Genomic DNA, 18032 nt, shown 5'->3' on the forward strand with positions numbered 1-18032 from the left:
GCTCAACCGCCAGGTCTCAGCGCCTGGTCACTTCGCCTCGCCGATCAGGGCGGGCCGCGACCACTGCTCGGCCCGGTAGGCGGCGTCGACCAAGGCGAGCGCGGCGAGGCCGTCGTGGTCGACGCCACCGGTGTGGATGGCCGAGGTGAAGGCGCGCAGGACACCGGCGTACTCGTGCCACAGCGACTGCTTGAAGCCCGCGAACCCGGCCAGCATGTCGGCGACCCACAACGAGCCGTCGGCCAGGCGCACCTCGACGTCCTTGGTCTCGCCCGGGTGGTCCCAGTCCAGCTCCACCGTGGCCCGTGCCCCTGACTCGGCGGTCAGTTCGACCACTGCGCGCCGATCGACGCCGAGGGAGTCCCGCGTGATGTCCACACCAGACACTTGAACGGCGCCGAGCACCTGCCGCACCAAGTCGAAGGCGTTAGGGCCGTTGTCAGCCACGCACCCGCCGCCGCAGCGGGTCGGGTCCAGGTACCAGCCGTCCTCGCCGACGTGGTCCTCGATCCGTTCCAGGTAGCGCACACGCACCGACTCGACCGGGATCCCGGACGGCAGTGACTCGACGAGCGCGCCGACCCGGGCGTTGTAGCGGCGGTGGAACGAGGTGAACAGCACCGCACCCCTCGTCGCTGCCAGGTCGGCCAGCGCGAGACCGTCGCGCAGCCGCGTCGCGAGCGGCTTCTCCACGCACACCGGCAATCCCGCGTCGAGCAGGTCGCGGCACACCGGGGCGTGCTGGTCGTTGGGCACCGTCACCACGACGCCGTCCAGCCCGCCCGCCGCGATCATGTCCCGGTGGTCGCGCCAGCACGGGACCTCGTCGCGGTACGGGGCAAGGGCTTCCGGGCGCACGTCACACACGGCGCCAAGTCGCACCGGCCCGCCCTCGCCGAGTGCCGCCAGGTAGTACCGGGAGATCACCCCGAGGCCGATCACACCGATGCGCATCAGCACACCTCCGGCAGCGCCACACCCAGCCGCTCGGCCAGGTCGACCAGTTCCGCGTACAGGGATTCGTCGAGCGGGACCCCGTCCCGGCGGGCAAGTTCGGCGTGCCGGGCCTCGGGCACACCCGGGTACGACACTCCCTCGCCGCCCGGCACTGGCGGGCACGCCAGCAAGGCCCCAAACAGCGCCCCGGCTTCCCGCTGGTAGGTCCCGGGCTGCCGCAGCGCCGCTGGGGCGATCGCCAGCACCAGGTATCCGATGTCGTCATCCGGCGTCCGGTCGACCGACAGCGCGGCCTGCGACGGTCCAAGCCCCGCACCCGGCACCAAGGCGGCAAGCACCTCGACCATCAGGCCAAGTCCGAAACCCTTGTACTGGCCGGACTCCGGCCCGCCGAGCCAGGTCAGATGCGCGTCCCCAGTGTCGAAAAGGGACGGATCGGTCACCGGCTCACCAGCGTCGTTCGCGAGCCAGCCCGCCGGGATGTCCGTCCCGGCGCGCGCCGCAGCCCGGACCTTCCCCGTCGGCACCGTCGTCGTGCTCATGTCCAGGAGGAACGGCGGGTTCGTGCCCGCGGGGGCGGCGACGCTGAGCGGGTTCGTGCCCAGCATCGGAACCCGCCCACCCGGCGGGCGCGCGATCCGCTGGTGCCCGCAGTTCGCGGCGACCACACCGATCATCCCGTGCTCGACGGCCCGCAGCGCGTGCGGACCGGCGCAGCCGAAGTGCGTGCCGCCGCGCACCGACACCAGACCGATGCCGTACTCGGAGGCCCGGCGCGTGGCCAGGTCCATCGCCTCGCCCGCCAGCCACAGCCCCAGTGCGCCTTGACCGTCGAGCAGCACCGTCGCGCCCCGGTCGGCCAGCACCCTCGGCTCGGCATCCGCGCGGGCCCGGCCGGAAGCCAGTAGCGGCAGGTAGATCCGGGTCAGGTTGATCAGACCGTGCGAGGTGGTGCCAGTGATGTCGCCGTGGCACAACGCAGTCGCGGCGGCCATCGAGCGGTGCGGAGGGATGCCGTGTGCGGTGAACACCTCGGCGGTGAACCGCAGCAGGTCATCATGGGAGACGCGCACTGCCGAGGGGTGAGCGGCAGCCGGGGACGAGCTGGTGGGGGATGGGGCAAGGTCGGTCATCGCCATGCCGTTCTAGTAGAGGGAACCGTCTTCATCGGGGGAGTCGACCGGTGGGGAGCGGGTTCATCGGCACCCGTGCGGTGGGCAGTCCACTGTGGCGCGAGGTCTCCGCGAAGGTGCGCACAACGCGGGAGACCTGACCGGCGAACGCCGTGAGGTCGGCGACCGCGACGAACTCGCCGTCAGCGTGCGCGTTGTTCACCGCGAGGTCGCCGGGCCCGAGCACGGCTGTCGCGGCACCCGGCACACCGGACATCCAGATCGCGTCGCAGGTGAACGCGGGCTCGTGCGCGGGCCACGCGGGCACGCCCGCCTCAGCCATCAGCGCGTCCAGCCAGGGATCGCTGGCCGAGAGCGCGGGCAGCCCGCGTTTCAACCAGTCCACAGTGGTCACTCTGTGCGCGTCCGCTGCCGTGCGGGCCAGCTCGGGGACGGCGGCGAAGGCCTGTCCGAAGCGGGCGATCCCCTCGGCCACGGCCCTGTCGAGCGCGTTGGTTAGCGCCTCGCCGTCGTCGGCGTAGGCCAGGTTCACCAGCAGGTCGCCGCCGCCGTAGACCCTGTTGTGCCTGGTTCCGGTGTGCAGGCCCGCGATGCACGCCTGCCTCCCCGCGAGCTGCCCCGCCAGGTGCTGTGCCAGGAACCCCAGCAGCACGGTGGCGTTGTGCCCGTCGCCCGGCCGGTCGTCGATCGACCCCATGCCCGCGACCCGGACCCGGGCTGTCGCCGACGCGGTCGCACGGGTCAGGTACCGCAGGCCGGTCGGCTCGCAGAACACGTTGAGGGCCCCGTAGTACCCGGCGTTGACCAACGGCCGGGTCCCGAACGTGCCCATCGCGCCACCCTCTTCGCCCGAAACAGCCTGGACGAGTACCGACACCTCGGTTCCCACCCTCGGGTCCCGTCGGACGGCATCCCGCAGCCCGGCCAGCAATGCCACCGCTGGCCCCTTGGCGTCGACCGCCCCGCGACCGTGGATCACTGCGCCGTCGTAGCGCCCCCGCTCGTGCCCGGCCACAGTGTCCAGGTGCACGTTGAACATCACCGTCGGCGCGTCGGCCGGGCCCAACCGCAGCACCAGGTTCGGTTGGTTGGCGAGGAACGTCGGGTCCTGCGCGGCCACCCGCACCGACTCCGGCACCCCCGGGAGGTCCATATCGGACCGCGCGGCAGGCTCGTGGTGCACCACGGAGAACCCAGCCGCCGCGTCGGTGTAGAGGTACTGGGCCTCCCACAGCAACGCGGGCTCGACACCCTCCATCGGCCCCGCGGTGGGCAGGTTGATCAACCGGAGCAGCAGGGCCGCGTCGGCGTCGGTGAACTCGGCCACGTCACCGGCCCGCTGGAGCGAGCAAGGCCTCAAGCGCGCGCCCGGCCGCGATGAAGCCATCCGCCGTACCGGTGTTCTGCTCGACCTCGTGCGGCCGCAACGTCAGGTGCGGCTCGATCGACAACGCGCCCTGGTACCCGTTCTCCGCCAACAACGCCAGACAGCCCGCGACATCCGCCTCGCCGTGCCCCGGGAGAGTCCACTCCGGACCTTCCGGTCCGACGAAGCCGTCCTTGATGTGCACGTGCGCGATGTGCGGCACCAACGGCCGCAGGTAGTCCGCGGATCGGTAGCCGTACGCGATGCCGTTGCCGGTGTCGAACAACAGCCGCAACGCCGGGCTGTCGGCCTCTTCCAGCATCCGAACCGCACGATCGGCCCCTGTGCCCGCCCAGCCGGCACAGTTCTCGTGCAGCAGAACCAGATCCGCCTGCTCGGCCCGCGCGGCCAGCTCCCGCATCCGGCGCAGCACCCGGTGTTCCCACTCGTCGGCGTGCAGCCCGTCGTTGGGGTACGACATCACCCGCACGTACCGGGTGCCCAGCCGCCCGCACCGCTCGGCCAGCACCCGCAGCTCCTCCAGGTCCCGCCCGAAGTCCGCGGTGATCGACGTCGACCAGTCGCCGATGCGCGAGTCGACGCACACTGTGCGCAGCCCCAGCTCCGCCAGTGTCGCGGCCACCGCGTCGAACGCGGCCTCGTCCAGCTCGGCGAAGGGCACCCCGTCCACCGTCCGCAGCTCGATCGCCGACCAGCCCAACTCGGCGATCGCGGCGACCTGCGCGGCCAGCCCCGGCCCGGCCTCGTCACCGATCCCGGCCAGCACCGTCACCTCGGGACCTCCACCGGCGCGCGCAGCCCGGCCACCCGCTTCGCCTCCGCCAGCAACGACACCACGGCCGCACCGGTGGCGGGCTCGTCGGTGATCGGCTCGGTGCCCTCGAAGTGCCGGTAGGCGCGGGCGATGAACGCCCCGAGCGAGTCGTCGCGGAACACCGAGTCGACCTTGCCGCCCTTGGTGCGCACCGAGAGCTGCGCGTACTCGTCGGCCGCGCTGATCGGGTAGTGCCCCACCAGCGTCCCGCCCTCGAGCTCCACGGTGATCCGCCGCTCCCGCACCGGGGAGGTCAGGTCGGCGCGGATGTCGGTGCGCACGCCGTCGGTGTGCCGCAGCCGCACCCACGCGCCGCCCAGCGCCGGGAACACCGCGTCGCCGAGCAGCATGTCCGTGCACCCGGCGGCGACCACCTCGCCACGCCCGGCGATCAGCAGCGCCACCGCGAGCGAGTGCGGGACCTCGACGTCGAACGCGCTGGGGTGGTCGTCACCGGCGAGCGTCCTGGCGAAGCGCGGCTTGGACTGGGCGAACTCCACCGACCGCAACCGGCCGAGCCGACCACCGGCCAGCACGCCGAGCAGCCGCGCGGTCAGCTCGCTGCACCGCCACTGCGCGACCGGCACCAGGTCGAGCCTGCCGTGGTCGCGCAGCCGCAGCACCTCGCGCAGCTCGACCTCGTCACCGGCCAGCGGCTTCTCCACCAGGAACCGGCGGAACCCCAGGTCCACCAGCTCGGTCAGCGGCCGCAACCGCGCGCTGGGACCGGTGCACAGGTGCACGACCGTCCGCTCCGGATCGACCAGGGTCGCCGCGTGCGCGGGCGAGTGCGCCACCGCGATGTCACCGAGTTCGGCGTCACCCAGCCTGCGCCGCGGGTCGTAGACGGTGATCGGCGGGCGCCCGAACGGCCTGCCGCCGCCGTGCCCCAGCCTGCGCAGCACCGGCAGGTGCAGGCCTGCGCCTGCCCGACCGAGCCCGACCACGAGCGTGCCCAGCATGGGTGGCGTGCCTCCTCCTGGCGACCTCGGGACGCGCCAAACCCTGGTCGCCGGTGGCCGGTGTGTCAACGTGGACCCGGCACCGCCACACGTCCGTGTGATCTTTTGTTTGCCTTGCCACGCAACGGATGCCCACCGCCTAGTTTGGACCCGCGGCGGGTGCCCGGTGTCGGTGCGGCGACGGGGCGGCGCCAGCGGCATCGCGTCCGCACAGGACGGTATCTCTCGAAGGACGGGCAGAGGACAGGCATGGAGCACGCCGCGGTAGTCGCGGACCGGGGGACCACGGCCGCGCCCGCGGTGCCCTTCTTCACCCAGGCGGCGTCGTTCACCGCGCTGTGGCCCGCGGTCAAGGCCAACCTGGACGCCGTTGTCGACCGCGGCAAGTACTCGCACGGCCCGCTGGTCGGCCGGTTCGAGCGCGCGCTCGCCGAGCACATCGGCGCCCGGCACGTGATCGGGGTCAACTCCGGCACCGACGCGCTGGTGCTGCTGCTGCGCGCGGCCGGACTGCAACCGGGCGACGAGGTGGTGGTGCCCGCGTTCAGCTTCGTCGCCTCGGCCTCGTCGGTGGTGCTGGCCGGCGGGCGGCCCGCGTTCGCCGACATCGACCCGGTCGGCTACGGCATCGACGTCTCCACCGTGCCGGTCACCGCGGCCACCCGGATGGTCATGCCGGTGCACCTGTTCTGCCAGCTCGCCGACCTCGGCGCGGTCACCGCGTTCGCCCAGCGGCACGCGCTGACCGTGGTGGAGGACAGCGCGGAGGCCATCGGGATGCGCTGGGACGGCCTGCACGCGGGCCTGCACGGCGCGGGCGGGGTGCTCTCGTTCTTCCCCACCAAGACCCTCGGCGCGCTCGGCGACGCGGGCGCGGTGATCACCGACGACGACCGGATCGCCGAGACCGCCGCCGCGCTGCGCCACCACGGCCGGTTCGGGCGCACGCTGGACAACTTCCCCGGCATCTCCAACGAGACGGTGCTGCCCGGCCTCAACAGCAAGATGGACGACGTGCAGGCCGCGGTCCTGCTGGCCAAGCTCGCCACCCTGGACGCCGACATCGCCCGCCGCGCCACCCTCGCCGAGCAGTACACGCGCGCGTTGCGCGGCTGCCCCGGCATCCGGCGCCTGCCCACGGTCCAGCACCGCGACGCGGACACGAACCCGGTGTTCTACGTCTACCTGGTCGAGGTGGACCACCGCGACGCTCTTGCCGCGTACCTCGCCGCGCACTCCGTCGGCACCGAGACGTACTACCCGGTCCCGCTGCACCTCCAGCCCTGTTTCGCCCACCTCGGCTACCGGCGCGGCCAGTTCCCGCACGCCGAGGCCGCGTGCGCGGGGGCGCTGGCGCTACCGCTCTACCCAGATCTCACCGAGTCCCAGGTCGACCGGGTGTGCTCGCTCGTGCGCGCCTTCTACGGCGGAGGCGGCGCGTGATCCTCCCGTTCTTCCCCCCGGACCTGTTCGACCGCGACCGCGACGTGCTGCTGGAGACGGTGTTCCGCATCGGCACCGCGCCCGCGCAGAAGTTCATCCTCGGCGACCGCACCGCCGCCTTCGAGCACGCCCTGCGGCTGCAGCTCGGGTGCGCCGACGTGGTGGCCTGCGGCAGCGGCACGACGGCGCTGACGCTGGTGCTGCGCGTGATGGGCGTCGGCGCGGGCGACGAGGTGGTGGTCCCCGCGTTCGGCTGCGCGCCGCTGGCGTCGTCGGTCATCTCGGTCGGCGCCACCCCGGTCTTCGCCGACGTGCACCCGTGGACCATGGTCGTCGAGCCCTACGAGGTCGAGGCCGCGATCTCCGGCCGGACCGCGGCGATCATGCCCGCGCACATGTTCTCGGTGATGGCGGACATGCCCACCATGCGCGAACTGGCGACCCGGCACGGCGTCCGGCTGGTCGAGGACTCCGCGGTCGCCCAGGGCGGGGTGCTGGCCGGGGTGCCCGCGGGCCGCTGGGGTGACGCGGGGGTGTTCTCCTTCGTCCAGGTCAAGACGTTCGGCTCGATCGGCGAGGGCGGCGCGGTGGTCACCGACGACCCCGAGCTGGGCCGGATGGTGCGGATGCTGCGCAACCACGGGCAGGACGGGCAGACCCGGTTCGTGCACCACGTGGTCGGCCACAACAGCCGCTTCGACGAGGTGATGGCCGACTTCCAGCTGCACCGGCTGCCCGGTCTGCCCGCCCGCCTGCGCCGCCGCGCCGAGATCGCCGACTACTACACCGAGCGGTTCACCCCGCTGGTCGAGCGCGGCGTCCAACCCCCGCCGCCCGGCCGCGACGGGCGCTGCTTCTACGTCTACTCCCTGCTCGCCGACCGCCGCGACGACCTCAAGCGGCACCTGGCCACCAGGGGCGTGGACAGCCACGTCTACTACCCCTCGCCGCTGCCCGCGCAGCCCGCGTTCGCCCCGTACGCCCGCCCGGGGCAGTACTGGCCGCACGCGGAGCTGGCCAGCGCCCGCACCCTCGCCCTGCCCATCTACCCGCACCTGACCGACGCCCAGGTCGAGCACATCGCCGACGCGGTCTGCGACTTCCCGGGGAGCCCCCGATGACCATGCCGCTGTCCCAGGGGCCGCTCACCGCGCCCGCCACCCGCCACCGGCTCGGCGCCTACGCCAGGCTGGCCAAGCTCGACGTCTGGGACTACTACCTGGCGCTGCCGCTGGCCTGGTCGCTGGCCGGGTTCGGCGCGTCCGCGCTGGTGGTGCTGCTGGTGTTCGGGCTCGGCACGGTGTGCGTGGTCGCCGGGTCGGTCGCCTTCGACGACGTCACCGGGTACCGCGACGGCAGCGACGCGGCCAACTACGGCCCGGACGCGCCCGCCCGCAAACTGGCCCGCAAGCCGCTGCTCACCGGGGAACTCAGCGAGGCCGAGGCGATCCGGTTCGGGTGGCTCGCGGTCAGCGCGGGCGCGGCGCTGTGGTCGTTGGCCATCGTGATCGCGCCTTTTGCTCCACTGTGGACTGTGCTGGTCGCGGCGCTGTGCCTCGGCTCGGCGGTCCAGTACTCGTGGGGCCTCAAGATCAGCTACCGGGGCTGGCAGGAGGTGTTCCTGGCGGGCTTCGGCACCGGGCTGGTGCTGGTCGGGGTCGGCCTGTCCACCGGCGGCCTCACCGGGTTCGGCGCCGTGCAGGCCGTCCTGTTCGGACTCGGGCCGCTGCTGTTCGGGGTCTACTCCAACACGCGCGACGCCGAGGGGGACGCCGCCGTCGGTCGGCCCACGGTCGCCGCGATCGTGAGCAGGCAGGCCAACCTCGCGTTCATCACCGCGCTGACCGTCGCCGAGGTGGCCCTGATCGTCACCGTCGCGGGCCTCGGGCCGGCGCCGTGGTGGTTCGCCATGGCCATGCTGCCCGCCATGGGGGTCCGCGTCTGCCAACTGCGCCGCGGCGTCGGCCTCGGCGACCTGCTCGCCGCCCGACTGCTCGGCCTGCGCGCCCACCGCGCCACCACCGCGACGCTGGTCGCGGTCAACCTGATCCTCGTCGTTGGAGCCGGTTCGTGAGCCCAGATCTGGATGTCGCCGTCGTCGGAGCCGGGATCGCGGGGCTGGCCGCCGCTTACCGGCTGCGCGCCCAAGGCCGGTCCGTGCACGTCTTCGAGTCCGGCGAGCACATCGGCGGCCGCATGCGCACCGAGCGCCGCGACGGCTACCTCGCCGACACCGGCGCCGAGATGATCGGCAGCACCGGCTACCCGGCCACCTGGCGGCTGATCGAGGACCTGCGGATCACCGACGCCGAGGTGCCGCTGATCGGCGCCGACCTCGCGGTCTGGCGCGACGGCCGGGCCCGCGGGCACGTCGGCGACCCGCTCGGCCTGCTCACCGGCGCGGGCCTGGGCGTCCCGGCCCGGTTGACCCTGCTCGGCCTGCTCGGCGGCGCCGCGGCCCGGCGGCGCGCCTACGACGTCGACGCCCCGGAGGCCACCCCGCTCGGCGGCCGCACCATCGCCGAGATCTCCCGCGGCGACCTGCACGACTACCTGTTCCAGCCCCTGGCGGGCGGCTACTTCGGTTGGGACACCGCCCAAGCGTGCGCGGGTCCGTTCCTCAGCCACACCCTCGCTGTCGGCGCAACCAAGACCTTCCGCACCTTCCGCGACGGCATGGACACCCTGGCCCTGCGCCTGGCCGACCAGGTCGAGGTCAGCACCGGCGTCCCGGTCCGCGAGGTCGTCACCACCGACACCGGCGCCCGCCTGGTGGCCGACCGCACCCCGCTGACCGCCCGCACCGTCGTGCTCGCGGTCCCGGCCCCGATCGCCGTGGACCTGCACCCGGGCGCGCCGGAGTACGTGCGCCAGTGCCAGTACCGCCCGATGGTCAAGGTCGTGTGCCTGCTGTCCCAGCCCCTGGAAGGCCTGGGCCGCTCCTTCGCGCTCGCCGTACCGGAGGTCGAGAACCAGGTCCTGGCAGGCCTGGTCATCGACGACCGCAAACACCCCGCCCGCGTCCCCACCGACCGCGGCATGGTCAGCCTCGTCGCCACCCCGTCGGCCGTCCCCGCCCTGCTCGACCAAACCGACGACGAGATCAGCCGCACCCTGATATCCCACGCCGAGCGCTACCTCCCCGGCATCGCCCACGCCCTCCGCACCACCATCGTCAGCCGCTTCACCCACGGCCTCCCCATGCCGACCCGAGCCGCCCTCGGCGTGCGGACGGAGTTCGCGGGTCGGGCACCGTCGTCGGTGGAGTACGTGGGTGATTGGTACGCGTTGCGGCCGAGTAGTGAGGCTGCGGTGCGGTCGGCGGAGTTGGTGGCGGAGCGCTTGTCCGTTGTGGACGCACCGGCGGTGGCTCGTGGTTGAGCCTGCGACGATCAGTTATGTGTTCGCGACGTCGTTCGCTCGGGAGGAGGAGCGGCTGTCGTTGGGGGAGCACCTCTGGGACCCGGGGACGACGAGTCGGTTGGCGGGGTTGGGGGTTGGGCGGGGGACTCGGTGCCTGGAGATCGGGGCCGGGCACGGGTCGATCGCGGCGTGGATGGCGGAGTGCGGGGCTTCGGTCACGGCGGTGGACATTGACACCTCCAGGTTGGGCTGGTTGCGCGGGTGCGGGGTCTCGGTGCACCGGAGCGACATCAGCCGCGATCCCTTGCCTGGCAGCGGGTACGACGTGGTGCACGCCCGGCTCGTGGTGCAGCACCTGGCCGACCGGGTGGCGGCGGTGCGGCGGATGGTGAGCGCGTTGCGGCCCGGTGGGTACCTCGTGCTGGAGGACACCGACACCGCGACGACGCTCGCGACGGCGGAGGGTGTGCTGCGGCCCCGGGTCCGCGACGCGGCGTACGCGGTGATGGCCGAGTCCGGGTACCACCCGCGCTGCGGGCTGCTCGACGTCGACCTCGCGCTGTCCGCCGGTCTGCGGGACGTGCGCGCCGAGGGACGAGCCGAGGTCATCACCGGTGGGACGCCGCAAGGGCGGTGGTTCGCGCTGTGGCTCGAACACCTGCGGCCCGCCATGGTCGAGCGCGGCCTGGTGACGCGGTCCGAAGTGGACGCCGCGATCGCCGAGCTGGACGACCCAGGGACGCGCTGGCTGTCCCAGGTGATGATCACCGTCATCGGGCGGAAGGGCGCCGATGAGCGGGCCGCGTGACCTGGGCACGTTGTTCGACGACCTGGTCGCCCGCCGGGTGCGCACGAGGGTGGTGCTCTCCCGCCCGCTCGACATCGCACCCGAGTTCGGCACGAGCTACGACATGCCCGCGGTGGCCGCCCTGGTGCGCAACGTCGCCGGGTGGCTGCACGCCGCCGGGGTCCGGCCGGGTGACCGGGTCGCCGTGGTCAAGCGCAACCACTGGGACTACGTGCTCATCGCCTGCGCCGCGATCCGGGTCGGCGCCGTCCCCGCGCTGCTGTCGGACCAACTGGCCCCGCACGCCCTCGAGGTCCTGCTCGAGCGGCTCGACCCGGCTCTGCTCATCACCACCCGCGCCGTCCTGGACACCGCCCGCGCACACGGCATCACCCTGATCGCCCGCGCCGCGCGCACCACCACGCTCGAGGGCCGCTACCCGGACACCATCAACCTCGAACGCCTCACCGGCCACGAGCCGCCCGCACCGTCCCCCCGCGACGATGACGACCCGCTGCTGATCGTGCACACCTCCGGCACCACGGGGGTTCCGAAGCTGGTGGTGCACACCAACCGCACCCTGGTGGACGGCCTGGCCGCCGCGGAGGCGACCCGGTTGCCGATCGTCTCCGCCCGGAGACGCGACACGGTGTGCTCGGCGATCTCCTACAGCCACGGCCGCGCGGTCCCGTGGACGGCGAGCGTGCTGTGGTTGGCCCCGCGGGAAGTCGTCATCATCGACGCCCCGGACACGGCCGAGACCGTGCTGCGCGAGCACCCGCCGACGACGCTGGAAGCGCTGCCGTCGACCTTCGTCCGGTGGCGCCCGCTGCTGGAGCAGCCCGACCACCCGCTGCGCGGCGTCCGCCTGTTCATCAGCACCTTCGACGCCGTCCACCCGCCGACCGTGCGCGCCTTCCTCGCCGCGACCCGCAGGCGACCGCTGTGGGTGCAGGTCTGGGGCCAGACCGAGACCGGACCGCTCACGTTCCGGTTCCTCACCCGCCGCTCCCTGGCCGCCCGCGACGCGCGGCACCCGACCACGCGCAACCTCGGCCGACCAGCACCCGGCCGCACCCGCCTCCGCGTGGTCGACCCGCGCACGTTCCAACCGGTCCCGCGCGGCACCCCCGGCCTGGTCCTGGCCAAGACCCCTACCCGCTGCGTCGACTACGTCGGCGAGCACGACCGCTGGCTGGCCAAGACCGACGGCGAGTGGTGGAACACCGGCGACATGGGGATGCGCACCCGCTGGGGCTCGTACCTGATGCTGGACCGGGAGGTCGACGTGCTCCCCGGGCAGAGCTGCGTGGAACTCGAGGACGTGCTGGAGGAACGCGTCACCAACGTCGTCGAGTGTGTGGTCTTGGCCACCCCGGGACGCTTGCCACAGCCGGTCGTGGTGACCCGCGACGGGCAGTTGGACGTGGGCCAGTGGCGGCACGCCCTGCGCGACCTGCCCGCGCTGGCCGATCCGGTCGTGCTGGCGTGGGAGCAGATCCCGCGCACCGGCACCGGGAAGGTCCGGCGGATGGAGCTGCGGGCGGTCCTGCGCTCCGGCCAGGACACCTTCGGGACCGGTCGCTGGACCTGACCCGTGGCACCCTGGTCCCATGCGCGTCGTGCTGTCCAGGCCGGACCAACCATCGACCCTGCTCGCCGACCTGACCGACCGCCGGATCAACTACTCGCCCACCGAAGTCGGCCGCGGTTGGTTCGCCGACGACCACCCCCGCGTCCTCGGGTATGAGCGCCCGGGGCCGCCGGGGGAGTTGTGGGCCCGCGCGCGGGAACTGGTCGCGGGCTACGAGTTCGCGCCGCCGGAGCTGATCCAGGCGCACTACGCCACGGGCTCGCCGCTGCTGGGTCGGCACATGGTGCTGGAGGGCCGGTTCCTGTTCGCCCGGTTCCTGATGGGCGTCCGCGTCACCGAGGTGATCGACGAGTCAACACCCACCTGCACCCGCTGGGGCTGGTCCTACGAAACCCTCACCGGCCACTTGGAACGCGGCAAGGTCACCTTCCAGGTCACCAAGTCCCACACCACCGGCCGCGTCGAGTTCCGCGCCACCTCGTACTCCAAACCCAGCCACACCGCCCACCCCCTCATCCGCCTCGGCTGGGCGATCTTCGGCCGCGCCACCCAACGCCGCTTCTACCGCAGAATCGGCGAGCAGATGGTCGCCTTCACCGCCCCCACCCCCATCACCACCGCCCCAACCCTTCGCTCCACCCCCCACACCCACCCCGCCCTAACCCTCATCGACGCCGGCTAGCCGCGGCCTAGCTCCACAACGCCTTCTGGCGGCTGTTTCGCGTCTGAGTGCCCCGCCCGTGAGTTCACGGCTTCCGCCCGGCTCACGCGGCATCCAGGCCCCTCGAATCGCCGTGTGCCCGGCGCTTGGGCATGCCAGACCCGACCGCCACCCTCCCGGGAGAACCCCTTCACGGCCCCCGCCGCCCTCGCCGGGCTTGGCCGAGCACCGCCACGGCCCCCTGGCCATCCGCATCGCGGTCGACCCCGAGGGGGCATCCCCATCAAGCGGCCTCGAGGCGACCCCACCAAGCCTCGCCCATCACACCTTCGGGCGAACCCCCTTGACGCCCCCGGGGGCCACCCCCAAGCCTGGCCCGGCCCCCACCCTCTCCGGGGGGCGTCCCTGGGTCAGTCTACCGGGGGGCACCGACAGTGGATCTTGGAAGTACCCCCGTGGAGATCCGCATGTGGATAACTTCTGTCACCCAGAAGAGGGAAATCTCAGCGCCAGGCTGAGAGAAACCGCAGGTCAGGGGTGTCCGATCGACCAGGGAGGCGTCGTCAACGACAGATAGCCCGTGAGTGATCAACAAAGACCCGATCGCCACCCAGAGCGTCCACAGTGGACTAAGGCTCAGTGGGTCAAGCCTCAGTGGACCGAACCTCGGTGGCCAAGCCTCAGCGGACCAAGCCTCAGTGGTCCCGGCGGATGACCATGTCCGCGAGGGCCATCAGTTCGCCTTCTGCCCGGGCCGTCGGCATCGCCGCGGCCAAGTGATCTGCCGCATCCGCCATCAGGTCGTCCGCGCGCGTCCGTGCCCACCCACGACCACCGGCCGTCTCCACAAGATCAGCCGCGCGCACCAGCTCAGCAGCTGTCAGGGTCGTGTCCCGGTGGTACAACGCCCGCAGGTCCCGGGCCGCTGTGGTCTCCGTCGTCAGAGCGGCCACCACCGGCAGGGACTTCTTGCGGTTCTCCAGGTCCGAGTACACCGGCTTGCCGGTCGTCGACGGGTTGCCCCAGATGCCCAGGAGGTCGTCGACCAACTGGAACGCCAGGCCCAGGCGTTCGCCGAAGGAGCGCATGTGGTCCACCTGGCTGGGGGAGGCGCCGCCGAGGAGGGCGCCGAGGGAGGTGGCGCCGCCGAGGAGGGCGCCGGTCTTGCCCTCGGCCATGCGCAGGCACTCGGCGAGGGTGACGTCGGCGCGGCGTTCGAAGGCGAGGTCGGTGGCCTGGCCCTCCTGGACGGCCAGGACGGCGGCGGACAGGACGCGGGCGGCGGGCTGGGCGCGCGGGTGGTCGCTGGCGGCGAGGACGTCGAAGGCGAGGGTCAGCAGGGCGTCGCCCGCGAGGATGGCGGGGCCGAGGCCGAACACGCTCCACGCGGTGGGGCGGTGCCGCCGGGTGCGGTCGCCGTCCATCACGTCGTCGTGCAGCAGGGTGAAGTTGTGCACCAGTTCCACCGCGACGGCGGCCGGGAGGGCCTCGGCCGGTGATCCGCCGACGGCCTCGGCGGCGGTGAGGACCAGCGCCGGTCGGATGGCCTTGCCCGCGTCCGCGTCCGTCGGCCTGCCCTGCTCGTCCCACCAGCCGAAGTGGTAGCCCGAGATGTGCCGCATGGCCTCGGGCAGGGTGTCGACGGCGGCGCGCAGCGCGGGGGTCAGCAGCGCTCGGCTGTGCGCCAGGACGTCCCGGGCGCCCCGGTGGGCGACGGTGCCGCCCTCGTCGGCGCGCCGGGCGCCGGGGACGTGGACGGTGGGGTTGGTGGACACGGGCCGGTCCTCGATTCGCGGGAGGTCTACGGGCGGTGCCCGGAGGTGGGAAAACCGGTGGCCCGCGGGCGAACGCGGGCCACCGGCGGGTGTCACAGTCCGATCTGGACGTTTTCCAGCACGCCGAGCGCGTCCGGCACCAGCACCGCGGCGCTGTAGTAGGTGCTCACCAGGTACGACATGACGGCCCGGTCGTTGATGCCGGTGAACCGCACCGACAGGCCGGGCTCGTACTCGTCGGGCAGGCCGGTCTGGTGCAGGCCGATCACGCCCTGGTCGGACTCGCCGGTGCGCAGCACGATGATCGACGTGGTCCCGGTCTCGGTGATCGGGATCTTGTCGCTGGGCAGCAGCGGCACCCCGCGCCACGAGTGCACCTGCTTGCCGCCCACCTCGACGGTCGGCGGGTACAGGCCGCGCTTGGTGCACTCGCGGCCGAACGCGGCGATCGCCCTGGGGTGGGCCAGGAAGAAGTTCGACCGGCGGCGGCGCGCCAGCAGCTCGTCGAGGTCGTCCGGGGTCGGCGCGCCCTCGCGGGTGTGCAGCCGCTGGCGCAGGTCGGCGTTGTGCAGGAAGCCGAAGTCGCGGTTGTTGATGAGCTCGTGTTCCTGGCGCTCGCGCAACGCGTGGATGGTGAGCCGCAGCTGCTGCTCGACCTGGTCCATCGGCTGGTTGTAGAGGTCGGCCACCCTGGTGTGGACCTTGAGCAGGGTCTGCGCGACGGACAGCTCGTACTCGCGCGGGCTGCCCTCGTAGTCGACGAAGGTGCTCGGCAGCTCGTGCTCACCGGAGTGCCCCGACGACATGGCGATCTCGGCCTCGCCGTGCTTGTTCGCCTTGGCGGGCGTGGCGGCCCGGAAGGCGTCCACGTGCGCGCGCAGCGCGGCCGAGCGCTCCTGCAGCGACAGGAACTCCGAGCGCGACAAGGACATCACGATGCACGCCGTGCTGGCCTTGGCGGTGAAGTCCCAGGTGGCGTCGGCGTCGATGAGCCCGCGGTCGCCGAAGAACTCGCCGTCGGCCAGGACGGTGAGCACGGCCTCGTCGCCGAAGTGGCCCTCGGTGTAGGTGGTGACCCGGCCGTGCGCGATCAGGTGCACCGCGTCAGCGGGCCGACCGCGCTCGACGATCACCTCGCCCGCCCGGTACTCGCGCTGGGCGAAGCGGTTCGCCAGCTCGGTGAGCGCGGCCTCGTCGGCGAGCCCGCGCAGCAGCGCCAGCTCGCGCAGCTCGGTCGGCACGATGTCGACGTCGGCGCCGGTGTTGGTGAAGGTGACGCGCCCGTCGCCCAGGGTGTAGCTGAGCCTGCGGTTGACCCGGTACACCGCGCCCTGGGCCTCGACCCACGGCAGCATCCGCAGCAGCCAGCGCGGGCTGATCTCCTGCATCTGCGGTACGGACTTGGTGGTGGTCGCGAGGTTGCGCGCCGCCCTGGTGCTGAGGCTCTGCTGGTGCTGCTCGGACTCGGAGTCGAGAAGACCGGTCACGCGGGGAACCCCCATCGGGTAAGGAAGGTGGTTGGTGCGAGGACTGCGCGGGTCCCGCGCCGGGCACGGGACCCGCGGCTGGGCTAGAGGCCGATCTGGACGTCGTCGAGCACGGCCAGCGCGTCGGGTACCAGCACGGCGGCCGAGTAGTAGGTGGTGACCAGGTAGGACAGGATCGCCTTGTCGTTGATGCCCATGAACCGCACCGACAGGCCCGGCTCGTACTCGTCGGGCAGGCCGGTCTGGTGCAGGCCGATCACGCCCTGGTTGTCCTCGCCGGTGCGCATCGCGATCACCGAGGTGGTGCGGGTGTCGCTGATCGGGATCTTGCTGCACGGCAGCACCGGGATCCCGCGCCAGGACGGCACCTGGTGCCCGCCGATGTCGACGTTGGCCGGGTAGATGCCGCGCTTGCTGCACTCGCGGCCGAACGCGGCGATCGCCTTGGGGTGGGCCAGGATGACCGACGGGTCCTTCCACACCTTGCTCAGCAGCTCGTCGAAGTCGTCCGGGGTGGGCGCGCCGGTGCGGGCGTGCACCCGCTGGCGCGGGTCGGCGTTGTGCAGCAGGCCGAACTCGCGGTTGTTGACCAGCTCATGCTCCTGGCGCTCGCGCAACGCCTCGATGGTCAGCCGCAGCTGCTGCTCGACCTGGTCCATCGGCTGGTTGTAGAGGTCGGCCACCCTGGTGTGCACCTTGAGCACGGTCTGCGCGACCGAGAGCTCGTACTCGCGCGGCGAGACCTCGTAGTCCACAAAGGTCTCGGGCAGCTCGACCTCGCCGCTGTGCCCGGCGGCCAGGTTGATCGGGACCTCGCCGTCCTGCTCGTGCGCCCCGCTGGCCAGGTAGGCCTCGACGTGCGCGCGCAGCGACGGCACCCGCTCGAGCAGCTCCTGGAACTCGCTGCGGCGCACCGAGAGCGCGGTGACCGCGGTGACCGCCTTGGCGGTGAAGTCCCAGATCCGCTCCTGCAGCAGGCCCCACTGGTCGAAGTACTCGCCGTCGGTGACCACGCCGACCACGGTCTCGTCGCCGTAGTGGCCCTCGGCGCGCTGCTCGACCCGGCCGTGCGCGATGACCAGGAAGCGGTCCTCGGCGTGGCCCCACTCCACCAGCGTGTCGCCTGCGGCGTACTCCTCCTGCCGGAACAGCGCGGCCAGCGCGGAGAGCGCCTCGTCGTCGTCGAAGTCGCGCAGGAACGACAGTTCGCGCAGGTCGCCTGCCACCACGCGGGGCTGGGCGTCGCCGCGGTTGACGGTGATGCGGCCGTCGCCGACCACGTAGTCGATGGCGATGCGGCCGTCCCCGACGACGTAGCTGCGCCGCTGGTTGACCCGGTAGGTGCCGCCACCCACGTGGCTCCACGGCAGGACCCGCAGCAGCCAGCGGGAGGTGATCTCCTGCATCTGCGGGACGGACTTCGTGGTGGTCGCGAGGTTGCGCGCCGCCTCGGTGGTGAGGCTCTGCTGCTGGCCAGCCTCGCCGCCAACAGGGCGCAGTGTCTCGGTCACGGTGCTACCGCCAATCGCTTGTCCAGGCGTGTCGGAAAGAGGTGGAGTCGGTTGGGACGTGGTCTGGACAATGTCGAGGACACCGATTGCCGAATCCGCGAATGGTGTGGCGGAACGCGTCTCACCCTCATGTTCTCGCTGGTAAGAGCGGCGGTCTC

General features: G+C 72.5%; 15 protein-coding genes. 7 read left to right on the top strand and 8 right to left on the bottom strand.

From position 1 onward, the window contains the following. Positions 1-27: 27 nt before the first annotated feature. The 5 genes from LV79_RS09960 to LV79_RS09980 all read right to left on the bottom strand — a co-directional run bounded on the left by LV79_RS09960 (position 28) and on the right by LV79_RS09980 (position 5253). Positions 28-954 (bottom strand): Gfo/Idh/MocA family protein, encoded by a 927-nt coding sequence (locus LV79_RS09960; protein ID WP_253834370.1) that lies wholly within the window; start codon positions 952-954, stop codon positions 28-30. Beyond that, a complete protein-coding gene (locus LV79_RS09965) occupies positions 954-2030 on the bottom strand; it encodes an Ldh family oxidoreductase (protein WP_253834373.1) in 1077 nt (358 codons plus the stop codon). The genes LV79_RS09960 and LV79_RS09965 overlap by 1 nt, the downstream gene beginning before the upstream one ends. A 91-nt stretch (positions 2031-2121) precedes the next feature. Beyond that, the gene (locus tag LV79_RS09970; protein WP_253834375.1) at positions 2122-3417 is read right to left on the bottom strand and encodes a M20/M25/M40 family metallo-hydrolase; all 1296 of its coding nucleotides are present in this window, start codon (positions 3415-3417) and stop codon (positions 2122-2124) included. 1 nt (position 3418) lies between these two features. Further along, a complete protein-coding gene (locus tag LV79_RS09975) occupies positions 3419-4249 on the bottom strand; it encodes a sugar phosphate isomerase/epimerase family protein (RefSeq protein ID WP_253834377.1) in 831 nt (276 codons plus the stop codon). Further along, a complete protein-coding gene (locus LV79_RS09980; protein WP_253834379.1) occupies positions 4246-5253 on the bottom strand; it encodes a Gfo/Idh/MocA family oxidoreductase in 1008 nt (335 codons plus the stop codon). The genes LV79_RS09975 and LV79_RS09980 overlap by 4 nt, the downstream gene beginning before the upstream one ends. Positions 5254-5502: 249 nt before the next feature. On the opposite strand from LV79_RS09980, the gene LV79_RS09985 reads away from it, so the two are divergent. Genes LV79_RS09985 through LV79_RS10015 form a run of 7 tightly spaced genes read left to right on the top strand, consistent with a single transcriptional unit; the run spans position 5503 to position 13122 of the window. Beyond that, positions 5503-6696 (top strand): DegT/DnrJ/EryC1/StrS family aminotransferase, encoded by a 1194-nt coding sequence (locus LV79_RS09985; protein WP_253834381.1) that lies wholly within the window; start codon positions 5503-5505, stop codon positions 6694-6696. After that, positions 6693-7817: a DegT/DnrJ/EryC1/StrS family aminotransferase gene (locus LV79_RS09990; protein WP_253834383.1), complete on the top strand. Its 1125-nt coding sequence runs from the start codon at positions 6693-6695 to the stop codon at positions 7815-7817. The genes LV79_RS09985 and LV79_RS09990 overlap by 4 nt, the downstream gene beginning before the upstream one ends. Next, positions 7814-8770: a UbiA family prenyltransferase gene (locus LV79_RS09995; RefSeq protein ID WP_253834385.1), complete on the top strand. Its 957-nt coding sequence runs from the start codon at positions 7814-7816 to the stop codon at positions 8768-8770. The genes LV79_RS09990 and LV79_RS09995 overlap by 4 nt, the downstream gene beginning before the upstream one ends. Beyond that, positions 8767-10077, top strand: coding sequence for a protoporphyrinogen/coproporphyrinogen oxidase (locus LV79_RS10000; protein ID WP_253834387.1), 1311 nt, complete (start codon positions 8767-8769; stop codon positions 10075-10077). The genes LV79_RS09995 and LV79_RS10000 overlap by 4 nt, the downstream gene beginning before the upstream one ends. Continuing rightward, a complete protein-coding gene (locus LV79_RS10005) occupies positions 10070-10867 on the top strand; it encodes a class I SAM-dependent methyltransferase (RefSeq protein WP_253834389.1) in 798 nt (265 codons plus the stop codon). Before LV79_RS10000 ends, LV79_RS10005 begins: the two co-directional genes overlap by 8 nt. Continuing rightward, positions 10851-12440 (top strand): class I adenylate-forming enzyme family protein, encoded by a 1590-nt coding sequence (locus LV79_RS10010; RefSeq protein ID WP_253834391.1) that lies wholly within the window; start codon positions 10851-10853, stop codon positions 12438-12440. Before LV79_RS10005 ends, LV79_RS10010 begins: the two co-directional genes overlap by 17 nt. A gap of 19 nt (positions 12441-12459) precedes the next feature. Further along, on the top strand, positions 12460-13122 hold the full coding sequence (locus tag LV79_RS10015) for a DUF1990 domain-containing protein (protein WP_253834392.1): 663 nt from the start codon (positions 12460-12462) through the stop codon (positions 13120-13122). 674 nt (positions 13123-13796) lie between these two features. Here the strand turns inward: LV79_RS10015 and LV79_RS10020 are convergent. The 3 genes from LV79_RS10020 to LV79_RS10030 all read right to left on the bottom strand — a co-directional run bounded on the left by LV79_RS10020 (position 13797) and on the right by LV79_RS10030 (position 17874). Beyond that, positions 13797-14789 carry a family 2 encapsulin nanocompartment cargo protein polyprenyl transferase gene (locus tag LV79_RS10020; RefSeq protein ID WP_301320939.1) on the bottom strand — a complete coding sequence of 331 codons (993 nt, stop codon included), beginning with the start codon at positions 14787-14789 and terminating at the stop codon, positions 13797-13799. A gap of 179 nt (positions 14790-14968) precedes the next feature. Beyond that, positions 14969-16378 (bottom strand): family 2B encapsulin nanocompartment shell protein, encoded by a 1410-nt coding sequence (locus LV79_RS10025; RefSeq protein ID WP_285469421.1) that lies wholly within the window; start codon positions 16376-16378, stop codon positions 14969-14971. A gap of 68 nt (positions 16379-16446) precedes the next feature. After that, a complete protein-coding gene (locus LV79_RS10030) occupies positions 16447-17874 on the bottom strand; it encodes a family 2B encapsulin nanocompartment shell protein (RefSeq protein ID WP_253834395.1) in 1428 nt (475 codons plus the stop codon). Positions 17875-18032: the final 158 nt, after the last annotated feature.

The sequence above is a fragment of the Actinokineospora globicatena genome, assembly GCF_024171945.1.
In the GTDB taxonomy this organism is placed as follows: domain Bacteria; phylum Actinomycetota; class Actinomycetes; order Mycobacteriales; family Pseudonocardiaceae; genus Actinokineospora; species Actinokineospora globicatena.